Genomic DNA, 19,530 nt, shown 5'->3' on the forward strand with positions numbered 1-19,530 from the left:
AGAGGAGGTCACCGTGGCCCGTTCGATCCCCGACCTGCTGCGCGAGCGGGTGCGCGCGACCCCGGACCGCGAGGCGCTGCGCTTCCGCGCCGGCGGGACCTGGACGTCGCTGACGTGGGCGGAGGTCGCCGAACGGGTCCGCGTCAAGGCGCTGGGGTTCCGGGAGCTGGGCGTGCGCGACGAGGCCCGCGTGGCGATCATGGCGGCCACCAGCGTCGACTGGATCATCACCGACCTGGCGGTGCTCGCGGCGGGCGGCGTGACGACGACGATCTACCCCAGCAGCACGCCGAAGGACGTCGAGCACATCGTCCGCGACTCCGGCAGCGCGCTCGTGGTCGCCGACCCCGGCCTCGCGCAGGACGTGGACGCGCGGGTCGTCGCCACCGACTGGGCGCCGGAGCCCGCCGGGGGCGACTACGACGCCATGGTCGACGAGCTGACCCCCGACCGGCTGGCCACGCTGATCTACACCTCCGGCACCACGGGCACGCCGAAGGGCGTGGAGCTGACCCACGACAACTGGCTGCACACCGCCGAGGCCATCGACGAGCTGGGCGTCCTCGGCCTGGACGAGCTGCACTTCCTGTGGCTGCCGATGTCCCACGCGTTCGGCAAGGTGCTCCAGGTGGGCATGATCGCGACCGGCGCGCCGACCGCCGTGGACGGCGACGTGGACCGGATCGCGGCGAACCTGGCCGAGCTGCGCCCCACCGTGGTGGCCGCCGCGCCGCGCATCTTCGAGAAGATCCACCAACGGGTGGTCGCTTCCGTGCGCGAGGCCGGCGGGGTCAAGGAGAAGCTGTTCGACTGGGCGCTGCGGGTCGCCGAGCACCCCGAGTGGAAGGTCCGCCGCGCGATCGCCGACCGGCTGGTGTTCGGCAAGCTGCGCGAACGCGTCGGCGGCCGGATCAAGTACTTCGTGTCGGGCTCCGCGCCGCTGTCCCGCCCGGTCGGCGAGTTCTTCGACCGCGCGGGCATCACGATCCTGGAGGGCTACGGCCTCACCGAGTCGTCGGCGGCGAGCTTCGTGAACCGGCCCGGCCACAACGCGCTGGGCACGGTCGGCCCGCCGCTGGCCGGCACCGGCGTGCGGATCGCGGAGGACGGCGAGGTGCTGATCGGCGGGCGCGGCGTCATGCGCGGCTACCGCAACCTGCCCGAGGAGACCGACAAGGCCCTGGTGGACGGCTGGCTGCACACCGGCGACATCGGCGAGCTGGACGCGGACGGCCGGCTGCGGATCACCGACCGCAAGAAGGAGCTGATCAAGACCTCCGGCGGCAAGTACGTCGCGCCGCAGGCCGTGGAGGGCCTGGTGAAGGCGGGCAGCCCGTACATCGGCAACGTGCTGGTGCACGGCGACCAGCGCAACTACTGCGTCGCGCTGGTCACCGTCGACGCCGACACCGCGCCCGCCGACCTGGACGCGGACGCCGAGGTGGGCAGGGCCGTCGAGGCGGCCAACGCCAAGCTCGCCCGGCACGAGACGATCAAGAGGTTCGCCGTGCTGCCGCGGGACTTCAGCGTCGAGGACGGCACGCTCACCGCGAGCCTGAAGATGCGGCGCAAGGAGATCGAGAAGCGCTACGCGGACGTGCTGGACGGGCTGTACTCCGGTTGACCGGCCGGGCTCGGGCGTGGGCGGGAGGACACCGCGCACGCCCAGACCCCCACGACGAACACGGCGACCACCTCGGTGAGCACCAGCACGCGCTCGATGTAGCCGAGGGGGAACACGCGCCACCACGACGTGCCGACGACGGCGTTCACCAGGATCGCGTACAGCAGCGGGGTGAACGCCAGGGCGGACAGCACGCCGAACCGGAACACCCACCGGGCGTGCGCGCCCCACACGGCGTCGCGCACCCACGGGCGGGAGAGCAGCAGCGCCGCGATCGGCAGGCTGATGAACGCCGTCATGCTGCCGAAGCGGTGGATGCTGCCGCTCACGCTCGGACCGATCGCCCAGTTGTTCTTGGGGAAGATCACCACCAGGGTGAGGCCGACGGACCACGCGGCGAACGCGATCGCGCCGACCGAGTTCCACCGGCTCATCCCGCGCCGGACCAGCACCGCGAGGATCGCCAGCGACCCGAGGACGAGCAGCACCACGCCCGTGTCGAACACCCAGCGGTGGGGGCCCAGGGCGTACTCGCTGATCGTGCGGCGCAGGTGGTAGGTCGACTCGGAGAGCCGGACCAGGTCGAGCCCGCCCACGAGGACGACGGTCAGCACGACGGCGCCCGCGCCGGAGAGGGCGAGGGCGCGGGCCGGGGAACGGGTGGGGACGTCGGTCAGCACACCGGGCATAACGGACGGTGACGGCCCGGTGTTCCGCCGTTCAGGAACTCGACAGCTTCGCCAGGTAGCCCCGGCGCGACTCCTCCGCCTCCCGGGTCAGCGCGAGCAGCCCGGCGTCGGTCCCCGCGGCCAGCTCGGCCCTGGCCACGGACGCCGACTCCTCGAAGTGGGCGCGCAGCAGCACGCGGGCCTGCGCGTCGAAGTCCGCGCCGGTCAGCCGCCCGGCCGCCTCGACCTCGCCCTCGGTGACCATGCCCGGCATGTCGTGCCCCCGGTGCTCGTCGAGGTGCGCGACGCCCGCCGCGGCCAGCACGCCGCGCAGCCGCTCCAGCTCCGCGCGGTGCCCCCGGCCGACCTCGGCGGCCAGCGCGGTCAGCTCCGGGTCGCCCGACCGCGCCACGACCAGGTCGAGCAGCGGCAGGGCGGTCTCGACCTGCGGGACGGCGAGCTGCGCGTAGGCCGTGTCGGTGGCGCTGAGCCCGCCGGCGGCGCTCGACGACGTGGCCGGCGCGGGCGGGGGCACCGGCTCCGACGGGGCGGGCGGTGGCGTCGACGAACAGGCGACCAGCGCGATGACCAGGGACGACAGGACGAACAACCGGCGCACGGGCACTCCTGGGGACGGTGAGCGCGTGGACGGGCTAGCTCGACCGGCGGACCACGAGGGTCGGGGCGAACACGACGGAGGCGTTCGGGCGGTCCGGCCGCTCGACGCGCTCGACGAGCAACCGGGCCATCTCGGCCGCCATGTCCTCCACGGGTTGCCGCACCGTGGTCAGGGGCGGGTCGCTCTCGACCGCGGGACTGCTGTCGTCGAAGCCGACGACCCGCACGTCCTCGGGCACCCGCAGCCCGAGGTTGCGCAGCACCGGCAGCGCGCCGGTCGCCATCAGGTCGGAGGCGACGAACAGGCCGTCGAACTCCTCGCCGGCGAGCCGCCGGGCCGCCGCGGCCCCGCCCTCGCGGGAGAAGTCGCCCTCGGCGACCACCGGCTGGGGCAGGCCGTGCCGGGCCACCGCCTCGTGGAACCCGCGCAGCCGGTCCTGGCCGGCGGGCGCGTCCAGCGGACCGGTGATGGTCGCCACCCGGCGGCAGCCGCGGTCCACCAGGTGGTCCACGGCCATCGCCGCGCCCGCGGCCTGGTCGACGTCGACGAACGTGATCGACATCGGCCGGACGGGACGGGCGGCCAGCACGACCGGCAGGTTCGCCTCGGTCAGCAGGCGCGGCAGCGGGTCCGCGCCGTGCGTGTGGATCAGGATCACGCCGTCCAGCCTGCGCTGCCGGACGTCGTCGACCACCTCCTGGTGGCCGCCGGGGTCGGTGGTGGTGAGCACCAGCTGCACGCCCAGCGGCCGGATCACCGGCATGACGCCGCTGACCACCCGGCCGAAGTACGGGTCGTGCAGGGTGCGGCCCTCGTCCGGGAGGACGAGCCCGACCGCGCCCGCCCGTCGGGTGACGAGCGAACGCGCCGCGCGGTTGGGCGTGTAGCCGGTCGTGGAGATGGCTTTCTCGACGACCTGGCGCAGTTCACGGTCCACCGTGGCGACCCCGTTGACGACCCGGGACACCGTGGCCCGGGAAACCCCAGCGACCCGCGCGACCTCTTCCAACGTGACTGGTCTGCGGTCCACGCCAGTCTTTATACCGGGAGGTGCGGCCCCGCCGAGGCGGGACCGCACCACACCGTCACTGGTAGACGCGGACGTAGTCGACCAGCATGCGCTGCGGGAAGGTGGTGGTGGCGTCCGGGGGACCGGGCCAGTCACCGCCCACCGCGTTGTTGAGCAGGATGAAGAAGGGCTTGTCGAACACCCACGGGCCGCGGGTCGCCTCCACCGTCGCCTTGTCGATGGTGAGGACGGTCACGCCGTCGATGCTGAACGTGATGCCCCGGCTGTTCCAGTCGACCCGGAACAGGTGGAACGCGTTGCGGTAGTCCTGGCCGATGTCCCTCATGTTGCCGATCCCGCCGCCGCCGAAGTACGCCGGGCCGTGGATCGTCTGGTACGCGGTGTTCGGTTCGCGCCCCAGGTGCTCCATGATGTCGATCTCGCCGCTCGCGGGCCACGGGGTGCCCTGGAAGATGTCGTTGCCGAGCATCCAGAACGCGGGCCAGAGGCCCTTCGTGCCCGAGACCTTGATGTTGGCCTCGATGCGCCCGTAGGTCCACGACGCCTTGCCCTCGGTGATGATGCGCGCCGAGGTGTACTGGCACGTGCCGCTGCCGCTGACCGGGTCGACCGGGCACGCCGAGCCCGGCGTGACCTCCCGCCTGGCCTCCAGCACCATGTTGCCCGCGCCGTCGGTGAACGCGTTGTTGTTGTTCGTGTAGTACTGGAGCTCCGCGTTCTGGCCGGTGCCGACCTCCGGGCGCCACTTGCCCGCATCCGGCTTCGTGCCCGCCGGTGCGTTGAACTCGTCGCTCCACACGAGCCGCAGCGGGGTGCCCGGGTCCGGTGCCTGCGCCGGCGGCGGGGTGGGGCTGCCGCCGGTGCCGTAGACCTGGAACTCCCACAGCGAGTAGCCGTACTGGCCGCTGCGCTTGGTCAGGTTCACCCGCACGTGGCGACCCGTGCCCGAGACGGTGAACGTCTGCTTGAACCCGGTGCCGTTCGCGACCGCGTGGATCGTCGTCCACGTGGTCCCGTTGGCCGAGGTCTGGATCTCGAACCCGGTGGCGAACGCCGGGTCCCACTGGAGCACGACCTTGCTGATCTGCGCGGTCGCGCCCAGGTCGACGGCGATCCAGCCCGGGTCCACCCAGCCGGTGGTGGCGTTGGTCGCCCACCGCGTGGCCGGGTTGAAGTCCAACGCCTTGGCCGGGGTGCAGCCCGGGCACGCGCCGTCGTCCTGGAACGACGAGGCGGTCGCGGGCTTGTTGTACGACAGCAGCTGCTCGGACCCGCCCGGCGGGTTGCCGGTGCCGGTGCCCGTGCGGACCGCGAACTCCCACAGCGACACGCCGTACTGCGTGGCGCGGGCCGTGGTGTGGAGGCGGACGTACCTGCCCGTGCCGGTGAAGGTGAGGTCCTGCACGCCACCCGTGCCGGTCGTGGTCTGGTAGACCGTGGTCCACGAGGCGCCGTCGGCGGACGTCTGGACCTGGAACGCCGTCGCGTAGGCGGCCTCCCAGTTCAGCGTCGCGCCGCAGACCTCGCGGCTCGCGCCCAGGTCGACCCGCAGCCACTGCGGGTCGCCGAACGCGCTGGACCAGCGCGTGCCCGCGTTCCCGTCCACCGCCGAGGCGGCCGTGAACGGGCTGCCGGTCTCCACCGAGGAGGCGGTGACCGGCGCGTTGAGCGCCGCGTTGGCCGTGCCGCACTCCGCCGCCGAGGCGGCGGGGTTCGCGGTGACGGGCACGACCAACGCGCCGATCAGGGCGAACGACGTGATCAGACGCTTCACGGTCGACCGTCCGCACCGCACTTGATGATCGGGTTGATGCAGTCGCGCACCCGGCGGGCCAGCTCGGCCTCCGGCCACGCGTTGAAGAAGTCGCCGTGCATGGTGAAGCCCGCGCCGGACGAGAGCCTGAACTGCGCGGGGTCACCGCTGACCGGGTACCTCAGCACCTGGCGGAGCTTCGGGACCGGCACGGGGTGCGTCGACGGGCAGGTGCCGTTGACCGGGTACGACATGTGGCTCTTGTGGTCGGCCGAGTCCAGGTCGCGCCCGTTCCAGCACTGCGGGAAGTCGAGGTACGACTCCAGCATCGTGCCCGCCGGGCAGTTGACGAAGTCCTTCGACGCGCCCACGTGGCCCGCGTGCAGGCACGACCACCGGGAGATCGTGGTGGCGTCCGGCGCGGTGGCCTTGGCGTTGCCGGCGACGATCCGCAGGCCCAGCGGGAACGGCTGGATGCGGGCGATCACGTCGTCCCGCACGCCCTCGCCCAGGTAGTAGAACGTGGTGCCGGTGGGCTCCACGGCCTGGCCGTTGGCGTACAGGGTCGGCACCCAGTACGACGACAGGTCGACGGACGGGTTGCAGTTGCTCGTGCCGGCCAGCAGCGACTGGACGGTCGAGTGGGCGTTCGTGGTGCGGTTGCCGAAGAAGCTGTGCATGTGCGAGGCACCCGGCAGGTTCGGCACCACGATCGGGTCGTCGGGCAGCCGGTGCGTGAACGGGCAGTCGGCGAAGAACTCCGACACCCGCACGATCGGACCCGAGGGCGCGACGTCGCCGAACACCTGGAACTCCCACAGCGACACGCCGTACTGCGTGGCGCGCTGGGTGGTGTAGAGGCGGACGTAGCGGGCGTTGGCGTTCACGGTGAGCGTCTGGACGCCCGCCGTGCCGCCGGCGTTGACGACCGTGGTCCAGTTCGCGCCGTCACCGGAGGTCTGGAGCTGGAAGGCCCGCGCGTAGGCGGCCTCCCAGTTCAGGACGACCTGGTTGATCGGCTTGGCGGAGCCCAGGTCGACGGCGATCCACTGGGGGTCGGCGGCGACGCTGGACCAGCGGGTGCCGGCGTTGCCGTCGACCGCGGCCTGGACCGGTGTACCGCCGTTCTCGACGGAGGAGGCGGTCACGGGCCTGCCCTGGGACAGCAGTTCCGGCGCCGCCGATGCAGGTGAGGCGACGAAGGTCACCACCGACGCGGCGGTTGCCGCGACGGCGAGCGCTGTGACCATACGACGCCATCGGCGAATGGTGGGGATCACGACTCCCCTTTCGTAGACGTTACGAGTGGGTTTCGGAGAGCGCTCTCACAGCGGAACGTAAGCCGGTCCCCTGTATCAGTCAAGGAAAGTGGCCAGTTCCGGTCGTACCGGAACAGCCCCCGAGAGAGCGCTCTCTCGCCCACCACACCCACAACCCCAGGCCCCCGAACGCAGAACCCACGCGTCCTGAGCGCAGAACTCACCGACCCTGAGCGTTGGACTCTCGCGTCCTGAGCGTTGGACTCTCGCGTCGTGAACGCATGACTCGCGGGTCGCGAGCGTCGGACTCGCGGGTCGCGAGCGCATGACTCGCGGGCGAGTCATGCGTTGGTGGCGGGTGAGTCATGCGCTCATGACCGGTGAGTCATGCGTTGGTGACGGGTGAGTTGTGCGTTGGGGGTGCGGTCAGGTGAGGGTGGCGGCGGGCGGGAGGGTGGCCGGGGTGGCGATCGGCCAGGTCAGGGGGTCCGGGCCGAGGGCCTGGAGCGCCTTGACCTGGAGGACGCACCACGGGGACACCGGACGCGCGCCCGCGAGGACGGCCGGGGCGAACTCGGCCCACGGCACCCACTCGACGGCGTCGACCTCGTCGGGGTTCGGGCTCGGCTCGCCGGTGAGGAGGCCGCGGAAGACGGGGCACATCTCGTTCTCGACGACGCCGTTCTCCATCTCCGCCCGGTAGCGGAAGGCGGGGAGGACCAGGTCGAGGGTGACGCCGGTCAGGCCCAGCTCGTCGGACAGCCGCCGCGTCACGGCGGGCAGCATCGGCTCCCCCGGCGCCGGGTGGCCGCAGCACGAGTTCGTCCACACCCCCGGCCAGGTCTTCTTGTGCAGCGCCCGCCTGGTCAGCAGCAGCCGGCCGGCGGGGTCGAACAGGTAGGAGGAGAACGCCAGGTGCAGGGGGGTGGACGCGTGGTGCACGGAGACCTTGTCGGCGACACCGATCCCGGCTCCGGACTCGTCCAGGAGAACGACTTGTTCCACGCGCCCACCCTGCCACACGGGCGATCACCCCGCTCCGCCGAGCACCCCCGGGCCCGGCGGGAGCGGGGCGAAGGGGGAGGGACGGCGGGGGCGGGGCGGGGCGGGTCAGGTCTCCTTGCAGAACTCGCCGATGGGGATGCCCACGTGCCGCTGCTCGGTCGCGATGTAGCCGAGCAGCTCGTCGCCCCGTTGCAGCTCGGTGACGTTGCGGACCTTCCCGCCGGGCCCGAGCACGCGCACGTGCCAGTCGTCCTGCACGGTGAGGCTGACCTCCACGCCCTCGGGCGAGTGGGCGGTGATGGTCAGGATCGGGCGGGACTCCAGCTTGGCCCGGCCGACGGTGAGCTTGCGGGTGCGGCCCTCGGAGTTGACCGCGAGCACCGTGCTGCCGGAGCGCAGCTCGGACAGGTAGTTGGTGCGGTTGTCCGGCCCGAGCACGTACGAGTGCAGCGCGCCGGCGTTGACCCGGAACGGCCGGGTCGGCATGTACGGCAGCGGGTGGGTCTCCGAGCAGCACAGGATGAAACCGGACGAGAAGGAGCCGACGAGGATGCCCTCGTCCTCCTGGAAGTGCGAGGCGGTGTCGACGCACACCCGGTCGCCGAGCCCGTTGTGGGCGATGCCCTCGACGGTGAGGGTGGTCAGCTCCAGCGGCGGGGTGGTCGCCTCCAGCAGCCTGGCCAGCTTGAACACGTCGGTCGCGTCGCGCGGGGCCATCAGGACGCCGTCGGAGCCGTGCTCCAGCACGTCCAGGACGATCGCGGCCTCCTCCAGGTCGGCGACGACGGTGACGAGCTTGCCGGGCGCGCCGTCGGCGGCGGCGATGACGATCTCCAGCGGGATCTTCGTCGGGTCGGTGAACCCGACCACCGCGTGCCCGAGCCGCACGGCCGCCGCGCACGCCAGCTGCAGCGTGCGGTCGTCGCTGACCTGCACGAACGCCGAGTCGGCGGTGAGCCGGTCGAGCTGGTCCCGGTCGTGCACCACGACGGTGACCAGGTGCGGGCTCTCCACCGGCTCGTCGGCGACCAGCACGCGGGTGATCGTCGGCGGGAGGGTGTCGAGCAGCGCCGGGTCGTCGGAGACGACGCCGGCCAGGCGGGCGTGCACGGCGGCGTCGACGACGGCCTCGCGCTGCGCTTCGGGGACGCTTCTGAGGTCGATCCAGGCGAACTTCAACGCTTCTCCAGGTGGGTGGGGCCCGCGCGTCGGCCGGACCCGCGGAAGGGGGGGTTCGCGGGTCCGGCCGACGGCGGGGGTCAGGAGGAGGCCGCGGCCCCCGTCATGGCGCGGACGAGGTCCGCCTCGGTCTCCTCGTGGACGATCGACGCCAGTTCGGCGACCAGGGACACCGGCGCCGGCGAGGTGAACACGCGGCGGCCGACGGCCAGGCCCGCGCACCCCACGGCCATCGCGGTGCGGGCGTGGTCGACGAGGCTGCCGCCGGTCGCGGGACCGCCCGCCACCAGCACCGGGATCGGGCTGCTGGCGACGACCTCGGCCATCCGCTCGGACGGGTGGGCGAGGTTGGTCTTGACGATGTCGGCACCGAGGTCGACCGCGATGTTCACGACGTGCGCGAGCAGCGCCGGATCGTTCGGGTCGCCGATGCGCGGCCCGCGCGGGTAGGCCATCGCGATCAGCGGGACGTTCCAGTTCTCGCACGCGGCGGCGACCGCGCCGAGGTCGGCGAGCTGCCGCGCCTCGGTGTCGGAGCCGATGTTGACGTGCACGCTGACCGCGTCGGCGCCCAGCCGCAACGCCTCGTCGACCTCGCCGACGAGCACCTTGGCGTTGATGTCGGCCATGTGCGCGGTGCCCGCGCTCAGGTGGACGACGAGCGCGCAGCCGCCCAGCACGTCGGGGTCGATCGTGCGTACCCGTCCTTTGTGGACGATGATGGCGTCGGCGCCGCCGACCACCACGGAGTCGATCAGGTCGCGCCACCGGTCGCGCGACACCACCGGACCGTCGGAAACGCTGTGGTCCAACGGCACGAAGAGGTACCTGTCGTCGCGCGGTCGGGAAAGGCGTCGCAGACGCAACGCTTTCCTCATGTCGCTCACACCTCCCCAGATTGGTGATAGCCATCAGCAGGGTGGTGGAACGGGCGAGCACGGCGGGAGGTGTGAGGTGGCGATAACTCCTCAGTTATGCACCTGTTGGAGCAACGGCCCGCGCAACGCAACAACAGAGCGTCATCCCCCGGTACACGCGCGGTCGGTGTTTGTCCTGTCCGCATTGCCCTAGGCTGCCGCAGTGCACATGGAGCTGAGGCACCTCCACGTCGTGCTGACCGTGGCGGAAGCGGGCAGCATCAGCCGTGCCGCCTCGCTGCTGAAAATCGCGCAGGCGGGCCTGACGGCCCAGCTGCGCCGGATCGAACGCGGTTTCGGCGGCCCGCTGTTCCTGCGCCGCACCGACGGCGTCGAGCTGACCGAGCTGGGCCGGCACGTCGTGCTGCGGGCCCGCGACCTGGTCGAGCGGTTCGACGACCTGCTGGTCACGGCGCGCAAGCTGGCCGCGGAGAGCGGCGGCGCCGGCATCCGGCTCGGCGGGGTGGCCGGGTCGCCGACACCGCTGCTGGTCGGCGTCGTCCGGGCGCTGCTGCCGACGCACCCGCAGACCACGCACATCGAGCGCAGCGGTGACGCCGTGCTCGAACTGGTGCGCGCCGGCAAGCTCGACCTGGCGCTGGTCACCGAGTTCCCCCAAAGTCCACTTCGGATTCCCGAAGAGGTCCACTTCCGCACGGTCACCACGGAACACATGGTGGTCGGAATTCCGGCGGGCCACCGGTTGTCCGGGCGAAATGAGATTCGGCTGTCCGAACTGGCCGATGAGGAATGGGCCGTGTCCGACGAGAACTACGGCGGCGGGCGGTTGAACCTCCACCTGGCCTGCGAGGCCGCCGGATTCACGCCGCGCTGCGCGCATTTCGGCGTCGACCCCGCGTCGGCGGCGGAACTGGTGCGTTCCGCGCACACCGTGGCGGGATTCTTCCCCACCGGCCACGACCTGCCCGGCGTGGTGCTGAAACCGATCGCGGGCAACCCCGTTCACCGGCGCGTCACATTGGTGTGGAACAGGGACTGCGAGGCCGCCGAGTACGTCGAGGACGTCCACGCGGCACTGCTGCGCGCCCACCACGAGCGGCTGCGGGGGCACGGGCGCGCGGCGATGCTGGCCGCCACCGGGTTGACCGTGGCGGCCAGCTAGCCGGTCGCGGGGTCAGCAGCCGCCGCAGTTGTAGTAGGTCACGTCCCAGTGGTTCGACTCCAGGAAGTAGATGTTCCCGGACCCGGACCGCCACTTGTTGCCGCCGATGGACGTGAAGGTGCCGCGGACGTAGTTGCTGATGCAGGTGGACAGGGCGAAGTCGAGCTTGTAGCCGTTCCAGTGGCTGTAGGTGCCGCTGGCGTGGCCGGTCTCCGTGCCGCCGGTGATGCGCAGGGCGCAGCCGCTGGCGCGCTTGAGCGTGATGCCGCCCTGCACGGTGGTGAGGTTGATCTGCGAGAAGCTGGTGCAGGTCGGGTTGTTGCGGTCGCTGCAACCACCGCTGGACGACCACGTGATGCCGGCCGCGCTGAAGCGGCTCGCGGCGTCGGCGTGGGTGAGCTTCGTGACGGCCGCCTGCACGTCGGCGGTGGCCACCGCCGCGGACAGGGTCATCCCGGCGAAGGCCAGGACGAGGGCGGCGAGGGCGCGGGCAAGGCGCATGGTCTTTCCCCTTCCGGTCTCGGCGGAAGCTAACGGCGTGCGGTAAAAACCCGCCTAAACGCCCAGCGCATCGCGGTAGAGGGCGCGCAGCCGCGTGTTCGGGTGGACGCCCAGCTCGTCGGCCAGGGTCCGGCGCACGTCCTGGAACACCGCGAGGGCCTCCGTGCGCCTGCCGCACGCCAGCAGCGCGGTCATCAGCTGGTAGCGGAGGTTCTCGGCGAACGGGTGCTCGGCCACCAGCGGGGTGAGCGCGTCGACCGCCTCGCCGTTGCGGCCCAGCACCAGGTCGAGGCCGATGGCCGTCTCCTGCACGGCCAGGTGGTGCGCCTCCAGCGGCGCGCACAGCCAGGCGCGCAGCGGTTCGGACTCCGCGCCGGCCAGCGGGGTGCCGCGCCACAGGTCGAGCGCCCGGGCGTACGCGGCACGCCGTTCGGCGAGGTCGGGCACGTCCGCCGCCCGCGCGGCGAGCGCCCGGAACCGCAGGGCGTCGACCTGGTCGGGGTCGGCGGCCAGCAGGTAGCCCGCGTCCTGGTGGCGCACCGGCACGCCCTCGGCGCGCAACGCCGAGACGTGCACCTGGAGGGACTTGCGGGCGCGCGGCGGCGGGTCGTCGCCCCACACGAGGTCGAGCAGCCGGTCGACGGGCACCGGTTTCCCGCACCGCGCGGCCAGCACGGCGAGGACCTGACCGGGTTTGCGGCGCAGCGCCCGCGGTGCCGCACCGGGCGTGCGCACCTCCACCGGTCCGAGGATCCGGAACTCCACCCCGCCCCCCAGGTCGCGTTGACGGTTCACCAACAGTGCCGCGATTCTGACGGATCTTCGCGGACGGTGGTTCCGCCGGACGGCCGGAGCGGGGTTTCTCACTCGGAATGCCGCAGCACGCTCTCCACCTCGGTGCGGAACGCGGTGACGCCGTCCTCCCCCTCGGGCGCGCCGTGGGCCTGGAGCAGGTGGAGCAGCGCCACGCCGTTCGCCGAGCGCCGGGACAGCGCGCGGAACGAGAACGCGGCCTCGTACACCGCCACCGCCGTCGCGCCGGCCGCCGCGACCGCGGCGAGGAACGCCCACAGCTCGCGCCTCGGCGCGTCCGCCACCGCGACCGCGCCCAGCGCGGCGGCGGCCGTGTAGAGCAGCACCGCGCCGGCCGTCGTCCACCGCCGGGCCGAGGTGTAGCGGGCGCGGGCCTGCTCGAACCCGGCCAGCCGCTCCCCCACCCGGTGCCGCAGGTAGGCGCGGACGAACTGCTCGCGGTGGTCGTCGGCGGAGATCGGTCCGGTCGCCACGTGGCCGAGCACGGGGGCCGGGGTGCGCGCGGGGGCGGGCGAGGGCGGCGGGGACGCGGGCGGTGAGGACGCGGGCGGTGGGGACGCGGGGGGCCGGGACGCGGGCCGGGTGGCGGGCTCCGCGGCGGGGGCGGTCGCGCGGGTGGGCTGCGGTTCGGAGGTGGTGCGCGGCCTCGGTGACGGCCTGGTCGCCGTCACCTGGACCTCCGCCGGCGAGGTGACCTGCGCGGGGGCGATCTGCGCGGTCGGGTCGACGGTGGCGGGAGCGGCCTGCTCGACGGGGGCGGGGGCGGGCGGCTTCGCGGCGGCGCGGGTGGTCTTCGCCCGCGACGCCCTCGACCGGGCCGGCGTGGGCTCGGGGGCGGGGGCGGGCTCCGGGCTCGGGTCGCCGGCCCGCGCCTCCCCCGCCAGGCGGCGGGTGCGGGCGGCGCGGTCGTCGCGGGTGTCGTCCTGGGTCTCGTCGCTCATGCCTGGCTCACCGGTTCGTGTCGGTACCGCGCCACGGCGGTCGCGAGTTCGCGGGAGCGCTCGGCGCGCTCCTCCTCGTCGACGGCGGGCGGCGCGGCCAGGTGGTCGAAGTACAGCGCCCTCAACCGCTCGGCCCTCGCCCGCACGTCGGGGTCCTCCCCGTTGCGCGCGACCACCGCGAGGACGGCGGCCACCGCGCCCGACGCGGCCAGCAGCACGCCCGGCCACGGCTCGGCGCTCAGCCACACCTGGAGCGCGGCGAACACCGTGGTGGCGAACCCCGCGCCGATGGCCAGCACGACCAGCAGCCTGGCGCGCTCCCGCGCCCGCAGGGCGGCCACCTCGCACTCGTGCAGCGCGGGCGCCACCAGCTGGTTCGCCTCGTGGATCGCGTCGGCGAGCAGCGGGTAGTCGAGCACGTACCCCGGGTCGACCACGGGGTGCGGCTCGGGCTCCCGGAACCGCAGCGCCGGCCACACCGGGGGCGGCGGCACGGGGGCGTGCAGCGTCGCGCCCGGCCGGTCGGCCAGCACCCGCCGCAGCACCGCGACCACCTTGTCCGCGCCCTCGTCGAGGTGCACGACCGCCACCCGGCCGCTGCGCACCAGCACGGCGAGGTCGTCGTCCTCCCCCAGCCCGCCGAACGCGACCTCGTCGGCCAGGCCACCGGTGCCGGCGAGCACCAGCAGCGGCCGGTCGCGGCCCAGGTGGTCGACCAGCGCGGCGCGGGCCACCGCACCGCCGCCGACCAGCAGCGCGAGCACCGCGCGCTTCGTCCCGGCCACCGCGTCGACCACGCGGAACAGGGCGGGCACCTCCTCGCCCCACTGCGAGCCGGGCACCAGCACGGCCGTGTCGTGGTTGGCGTTGAGGCGGGCCTCGCCCTCGCCGGGCTCGGCGTCCTCGGCGGCCACCCGGCCGGACGGGGCGACGCCCACCAGCCTCGGCCAGCGCCCCTCCAGGGACTCGGCGGCCAGGCCGACCAGGTGCGTGACGCCGAGGTCCGCGCCGGACGTGACCACGACCGCGTCCGACCTGGCCGCGTCGGCGAGGACGGCGCGCAGGACCGGCAGGACGGCCGCGGCGAGCCCGGTGTCCAGGGGCGCGGTCGAGCCGAGCACCGCGAGGACCGGTCTGCCGCGGGGAAGTCCCAGGGCCCTGGCCCGGACGTTCGCGTCGGGATGGGCCATCCGCTTCACCCGCGGACCATCACCCGCTGTAGGCATGCGGGGGACCCTAGCGGTGCCTTACCCGAATTTCACCCGTCCAGGGGTGTTTTTTCGGCAGGTAGACTCTCTTTCCGTGTCGATTGACCCCGCTGAGCTGGAGATCGCCCTGAAGGTGCTCGCCCAGGTGGATGATCTGGAAACCGAGCACCCCGACGCGGTCGCCGTCCGCAGGGCCACCGCCGGCATCTGGAAGAACCTCCGCAAACGCCGCAAGGCCGACCGGCGCGCCGCCGTCACCGCGTCCGACCGCGCCGTCATCGAGGCGACCGCGACCGGTTCGCCGTCGCGCATCGACGACGAGACGCGCGGCGTGCTGCTGCGCGAGCCCGACCCGGGCTCGAAGGCGGGCACGCTGCTGCGCGCCCGGTCCTGCTACACGTGCAAGCGCCGGTACACCGAGGTCGACGCCTTCTACCACCAGCTGTGCCCGACGTGCGCGGACCTGAACCGGGCCAAGCGCGACCAGGGCGCGGACCTGACCGGCAAGCGGGCCCTGCTCACCGGTGGGCGCGCCAAGATCGGCATGTACATCGCCCTGCGGCTGCTGCGCGACGGCGCGCACACCACGATCACCACCCGGTTCCCGCACGACGCGGTGCGCCGGTTCGCCTCGATGCCGGACAGCGCCGACTGGCTGCACCGGCTGCGCGTGGTGGGCATCGACCTGCGCGACCCGAGCCAGGTGGTGCGGCTGGCCGACTCGGTGGCCGCCGCCGGGCCGCTGGACATCCTGATCAACAACGCCGCGCAGACCGTGCGCCGCTCGGCGGACGCCTACGCGCCGCTGGTCGCGGCCGAGGCGGGACCCCTGCCGAGCGGTCCGCTGCCGGAGCTGGTCACGTTCGGCCACACCACCGACGCGCACCCGGTGGCGCTCGCCGGGTCGCTCACCGACACCATCCCGGCGGTGACGGCGCTCGCGCTGACCGCCGGGTCGAAGGAGATCGACGCGGGTGGCCTGGTGCCGGACGTGGCGGCGGTCAACAGCTGGGTGCAGCGGGTCGAGGAGGTCGACCCGGTGGAGCTGCTGGAGGTGCAGCTGTGCAACAGCACCGCGCCGTTCATCCTGATCTCCCGGCTGCGCCCGGCGATGGCCGCCTCCCCCGCGCGGCGCAAGTACGTGGTGAACGTCTCGGCGATGGAGGGCCAGTTCAGCCGCGCCTACAAGGGGCCGGGGCACCCGCACACGAACATGGCCAAGGCCGCGCTGAACATGCTGACGCGCACCAGCGCGGAGGAGATGCTGACCACCGACGGCATCCTGATGACCGCCGTCGACACCGGCTGGATCACCGACGAGCGCCCGCACCCGACCAAGCTGCGGCTGGCCGCCGAGGGCTTCCACGCGCCGCTCGACCTGGTCGACGGCGCGGCCCGGGTCTACGACCCGATCGTGCGCGGTGAGCTGGGCGAGGACCTGCACGGGTGCTTCCTGAAGGACTACGAACCCGCACCCTGGTGACCGTCAGTCCGTCCACTCCCGACAGTAGCAACGGCGGTGGGCCGTTCGGGTAACCGCGTCCCGCGGTGTCGCTGTCCGTGCGACTCTGCGTCGGTAAGGTGGAGCTTTCGACGGGCCGCCGCGGGGCGACGGGGGTGGGCATGGAGGGCGAGCCGCGCGGGGTCCGGTCGTGGTGACCGCCCCCCGCCCCGTGAACCCGTTCCCGCTGCCGGGCTGGGAGGGCACGCCGATGCGCCCGCTGCGCCCCTGGGAGCGCCGGGCGCACCGCGACTACTACGTGCCCGTCGACGGCACGGAGGACGCCTTCCGCGAGTTCCGGCAGGGGATGGGCGACCTGACCGGCCTGCTGGAGGACGGCCGGCTGGTGCTCGTCACGGGCGAGTCGGGCTGCGGCAAGACGGCACTGGTCAACCGGTGCGCGGACTGGGTGGTGACCCGGTTGGCCGACCAGGGGTTGCGCGGCGTGGTCGCCGACCTGACCGGGTGCCTGCCGACCGACCAGGAGCTGTCCATCGACCAGCGCACCGTCGAGGTGTGCGACCAGCTGTTCGACCTGCTGGTGGACCACGAGGCGCTGCGGCCCGGCGCGGAGGGGCGGCTGGCCGCCGACCGGGACGTGCCGCGCCGGGTGTTCCCGCGCCTGGGCCGGTCGCTGCGCGAGGACACCGCGCTCGTCCTGCTGCTGCCCAGCCCCAACGAGCTGGTGGACGAGGTCATCCGGTACGCCCGCGTGCTGCGCAGCCCCAAGGTCCTGTTCCTGACCGAGTCCGCGTTCTTCGGGCCGGACGAGGTGGCGGACGTCGTGCGGCAGCTGGAGACGTGGGTCCCGCCGATCGTGCTCCACGTCGGGCCGCTCGCCCCCGGTGACGCCCGGCGATTCACCGAGGACCGGCTGTCACGTCACGCGGACGTGGGAATTTATCCGCGGATGAGCGATGACGCGATCACATTCGTGGCGAACCTGTGCCAATCGGTCGCGATGCTCCAGAGATTTTTGCACGGCACCTACGAGCACAAACTCGACTCGGGGCTAAGCTACACCGAAGATGACCTGGTCTCCGTCGAGGACATCAGGGCGTTCTTCAACTCGAAGTCCCGGAACGGACTGGGGATTGGGCCATGAGCGGCAGCAGCGAACTCCCGCCCCCGCGGAAGAACCCCTTCTCGCCGATGGCGGTCGCCAGGATCACCGACTTCGACGCCGACCCCGAGGCGGTCGACGTGGCGATCACGACCGACGCCGCGCGGCAGGCCCTCGCGCACCTGACGTCCTACCTGGAGGACCGGCCGGACCGGGGGGCGCGCGACCGCTCCGGCACCGTGCTCGCCGTCCTGGGCGACTACGGCACGGGCAAGACCCACCTGGCGGTCCGGCTGGTCCGGCACGCCCGGGAGGCCCTGGCCGACCCGACCCACGCGCTCTACCTGGACGCGACCGCGGAGAGCTTCATCGAGCTGTACCGCCGGTTCATGCAGAAGCTGGGCCGCGCGGGGGTGCGCGCCCAGGTCAGCGAGTACTACGCGGACATCGTCGCGGACGCCCTCCAGTCCACCGGGCTGACCAGCGACACGCTGGAGTGGCTCGGCAGCAGGCAGCTGGAGCCGCAGGAGGTCGTGGAGCGCCTGGGGCTGATGGAGAGCGCGCTGCTGCGCAAGGTCCAGGACACGCTGCGCGAGGTCACCGACGACAAGGGCTTCGGCACCGCGCTCACCCTGCTGCTGCGCCCCGGTTTCGAGCACTCGGTGTGGTCGTGGCTGCTGGGCGGCGCGCCGGACCAGGTGCTGGTCGAGCGCGGCATCACCACGCCGATCGACACCGAGGTCGCCGCGCTGGAGGCGATGGGCGTGTTCGCCCTGCTGTTCGGCGGCAGGCAGCGGCGGTTCGTGCTGGCGGTCGACGAGCTGGACAAGATCTTCTCCGCGGACAGCAGGCCGCGGAAGCGCACGATGGCCGCGTTCCAGACCATGCTCCAGGTGTTCGCCCGGGCCGGGGCGTGCCTGGTGCTGTGCGGGCTGCCGGACTTCCTGTCCGTGCTGCCGCCCGCGGTGCGCCAGCGCATCCCGTTCACCGTGGTGATGTCCGGGCTGAGCCAGGGCGAGGTGCGCGAGTTCATCACGCTGGCGCAGGAACCGGTGTTCGGCACCCGGCAGCTGGCCCCGTTCACCGTGGACACGGCCCGCTACCTGCGCGACATCGCGCGCGGCAACGCCCGCAACGTGATCCGGCTGTGCCACCGGGTGTTCCGGATGGCCGACGACCTGGCCCGCGCCACCGGCGACCCGGGTGTCCAGGTCACCGAGGAGATGGTGCGGCAGGCGGCGCGGGAGCTGTTCGGCTCGCTCAGCTCCGACGACGTGGACGGCGTGGTGCGGCGGCTGCTCGACGCCAACGGCCTCGACTACCTGCGCCGGCACCTGCTCGGCGCGGGCGAGGACTCGCTGGTCGACTTCTGGGTCACCTTCCCCGACCGCGAGGGCGGGTGCGCGGTGGTCGTGACGCGGTCGCTGCTGGACAACGCGGACGTGGCGACCGTGATGCGGCGGATCTCCGCGGTCCGCGAGGCCGAGCCGGACGCCGAGCTGGTGCTGCTGGTCAACGGGGTGGTGGCGGACGGCGTGGCGATCCAGCTGCACGAGCTGCTCGGCCACGAGCCCCTGGTGTACGTCGAGCGGACGTTCGCCGAGGACTTCAAGGCGCTGGTGGGCGCGACGGGCAGGCGGACGGCCGCCGGCGGCGACCCGATGTCGGCGCTGCGGCAGCGGATGGACCAGCTCAACCGGCAGCAGTCGAGCATCTACGGGTTCATCGAGCAGCTGGCCGAGCACGTGGACGGCGTGCGCACCTCGTCGGACCGGCAGCTCGGGGCGATCCAGCGGCAGCTCGCGCTGCTCACCGGCGCCGGCTCGGCGGAGCGCGCGACCCCGGGCAGGCTGCCCGGCGAGGTGGAGCGGCTGTTCCGGGACGCGCTGGACGCGCTGGAGGAGCTGACCCAGGTCGACGCGATGTTCCAGGAGGCGTTCGACTTCGCGCCGGCCGGGACGCAGGAGGCGGTGCACCGGCGGCTGCGGACCCCGGAGTTCACCCGGGCCGCGGCGCAGGCCGTGTTCACGCAGCGCGCCGTGCACGCGTTCCGGGCGGCGGTGGCGCAGTGGTACCAGGCGTCCGGCGACGACGACGCCGAGGACCGGCTGGAGGCGCTGTGCGGGATCTACGACGACATCGCCGAGTTCCTGCCGCTGTTCGCGCTGAACCCGCTGTTCGACCTGCCGCCGTGGTCGGGGCGGACCGGCGGCGTCGTGACCGAGGTCAACCAGGGCACGCGCCGCACGCGGGTGCACGACGCGTTGCGCAACCTCAGCCCCCGGGTGCGCCGGGCGGTGCTGCGGGCGCCGCACCTGTGAGGTGA

17 protein-coding genes are annotated in these 19,530 nt (G+C 73.1%); 5 read left to right on the forward strand and 12 right to left on the reverse strand.

Going from position 1 to position 19,530, the window contains the following annotated elements; all coding sequences use genetic code 11:
* Positions 1–13 precede the first annotated feature (13 nt).
* On the forward strand, positions 14–1,624 hold the full coding sequence (locus ACRAKJ_RS32145) for an AMP-binding protein (protein WP_438921927.1): 1,611 nt from the start codon (positions 14–16) through the stop codon (positions 1,622–1,624).
* On the opposite strand, the gene ACRAKJ_RS32150 is transcribed toward ACRAKJ_RS32145, so the two are convergent.
* The 8 genes from ACRAKJ_RS32150 to ACRAKJ_RS32185 all read right to left on the reverse strand — a co-directional run bounded on the left by ACRAKJ_RS32150 (position 1,588) and on the right by ACRAKJ_RS32185 (position 10,015).
* Entirely contained in the window at positions 1,588–2,313 is a 726-nt protein-coding gene (locus tag ACRAKJ_RS32150) for a DUF998 domain-containing protein (RefSeq protein WP_438921928.1), read from the reverse strand. The genes ACRAKJ_RS32145 and ACRAKJ_RS32150 overlap by 37 nt on opposite strands.
* Positions 2,314–2,344: 31 nt before the next feature.
* A complete protein-coding gene (locus ACRAKJ_RS32155) occupies positions 2,345–2,911 on the reverse strand; it encodes a DUF305 domain-containing protein (protein WP_438921929.1) in 567 nt (188 codons plus the stop codon).
* Positions 2,912–2,945: 34 nt separating this feature from the next.
* Positions 2,946–3,941: a substrate-binding domain-containing protein gene (locus ACRAKJ_RS32160; protein ID WP_438921930.1), complete on the reverse strand. Its 996-nt coding sequence runs from the start codon at positions 3,939–3,941 to the stop codon at positions 2,946–2,948.
* Positions 3,942–3,996: 55 nt separating this feature from the next.
* Complete coding sequence (locus ACRAKJ_RS32165; protein WP_438921931.1) at positions 3,997–5,715, reverse strand: discoidin domain-containing protein; 1,719 nt, start codon at positions 5,713–5,715, stop codon at positions 3,997–3,999.
* The gene (locus ACRAKJ_RS32170; protein WP_438921932.1) at positions 5,712–6,944 is read right to left on the reverse strand and encodes a DUF1996 domain-containing protein; all 1,233 of its coding nucleotides are present in this window, start codon (positions 6,942–6,944) and stop codon (positions 5,712–5,714) included. The genes ACRAKJ_RS32165 and ACRAKJ_RS32170 overlap by 4 nt, the downstream gene beginning before the upstream one ends.
* A 435-nt stretch (positions 6,945–7,379) precedes the next feature.
* The gene (idi, locus tag ACRAKJ_RS32175) at positions 7,380–7,958 is read right to left on the reverse strand and encodes an isopentenyl-diphosphate Delta-isomerase (protein WP_438921933.1); all 579 of its coding nucleotides are present in this window, start codon (positions 7,956–7,958) and stop codon (positions 7,380–7,382) included.
* Between the two features lie 105 nt (positions 7,959–8,063).
* Complete coding sequence (locus ACRAKJ_RS32180; protein ID WP_438921934.1) at positions 8,064–9,137, reverse strand: 3-dehydroquinate synthase II family protein; 1,074 nt, start codon at positions 9,135–9,137, stop codon at positions 8,064–8,066.
* A gap of 80 nt (positions 9,138–9,217) precedes the next feature.
* Entirely contained in the window at positions 9,218–10,015 is a 798-nt protein-coding gene (locus ACRAKJ_RS32185) for a 2-amino-3,7-dideoxy-D-threo-hept-6-ulosonate synthase (protein ID WP_438921935.1), read from the reverse strand.
* Between the two features lie 208 nt (positions 10,016–10,223).
* Between ACRAKJ_RS32185 and ACRAKJ_RS32190 the strand changes: the two genes are divergently transcribed.
* Positions 10,224–11,177 carry a LysR substrate-binding domain-containing protein gene (locus ACRAKJ_RS32190; RefSeq protein ID WP_438921954.1) on the forward strand — a complete coding sequence of 318 codons (954 nt, stop codon included), beginning with the start codon at positions 10,224–10,226 and terminating at the stop codon, positions 11,175–11,177.
* A gap of 12 nt (positions 11,178–11,189) precedes the next feature.
* Here the strand turns inward: ACRAKJ_RS32190 and ACRAKJ_RS32195 are convergent, their stop codons facing one another.
* The 4 genes from ACRAKJ_RS32195 to ACRAKJ_RS32210 all read right to left on the reverse strand — a co-directional run bounded on the left by ACRAKJ_RS32195 (position 11,190) and on the right by ACRAKJ_RS32210 (position 14,622).
* Entirely contained in the window at positions 11,190–11,678 is a 489-nt protein-coding gene (locus ACRAKJ_RS32195; RefSeq protein ID WP_438921936.1) for a hypothetical protein, read from the reverse strand.
* A gap of 54 nt (positions 11,679–11,732) precedes the next feature.
* The gene (locus ACRAKJ_RS32200; RefSeq protein ID WP_447008773.1) at positions 11,733–12,473 is read right to left on the reverse strand and encodes an AfsR/SARP family transcriptional regulator; all 741 of its coding nucleotides are present in this window, start codon (positions 12,471–12,473) and stop codon (positions 11,733–11,735) included.
* 68 nt (positions 12,474–12,541) lie between these two features.
* Positions 12,542–13,432 (reverse strand): hypothetical protein, encoded by an 891-nt coding sequence (locus ACRAKJ_RS32205; protein WP_438921938.1) that lies wholly within the window; start codon positions 13,430–13,432, stop codon positions 12,542–12,544.
* Positions 13,429–14,622 carry a hypothetical protein gene (locus ACRAKJ_RS32210; protein ID WP_438921939.1) on the reverse strand — a complete coding sequence of 398 codons (1,194 nt, stop codon included), beginning with the start codon at positions 14,620–14,622 and terminating at the stop codon, positions 13,429–13,431. Before ACRAKJ_RS32210 ends, ACRAKJ_RS32205 begins: the two co-directional genes overlap by 4 nt.
* A 112-nt stretch (positions 14,623–14,734) precedes the next feature.
* On the opposite strand from ACRAKJ_RS32210, the gene ACRAKJ_RS32215 reads away from it, so the two are divergent.
* The 3 genes from ACRAKJ_RS32215 (at position 14,735) to ACRAKJ_RS32225 (ending at position 19,525) form a co-directional block, all read left to right on the forward strand.
* On the forward strand, positions 14,735–16,123 hold the full coding sequence (locus ACRAKJ_RS32215; RefSeq protein WP_438921940.1) for an SDR family NAD(P)-dependent oxidoreductase: 1,389 nt from the start codon (positions 14,735–14,737) through the stop codon (positions 16,121–16,123).
* 169 nt (positions 16,124–16,292) lie between these two features.
* Complete coding sequence (locus tag ACRAKJ_RS32220; RefSeq protein WP_438921941.1) at positions 16,293–17,246, forward strand: ATP-binding protein; 954 nt, start codon at positions 16,293–16,295, stop codon at positions 17,244–17,246.
* Positions 17,243–19,525, forward strand: coding sequence for a hypothetical protein (locus tag ACRAKJ_RS32225; RefSeq protein ID WP_438921942.1), 2,283 nt, complete (start codon positions 17,243–17,245; stop codon positions 19,523–19,525). The genes ACRAKJ_RS32220 and ACRAKJ_RS32225 overlap by 4 nt, the downstream gene beginning before the upstream one ends.
* Positions 19,526–19,530 lie beyond the last annotated feature (5 nt).

The organism is Saccharothrix sp. DSM 118769, from assembly GCF_052936295.1.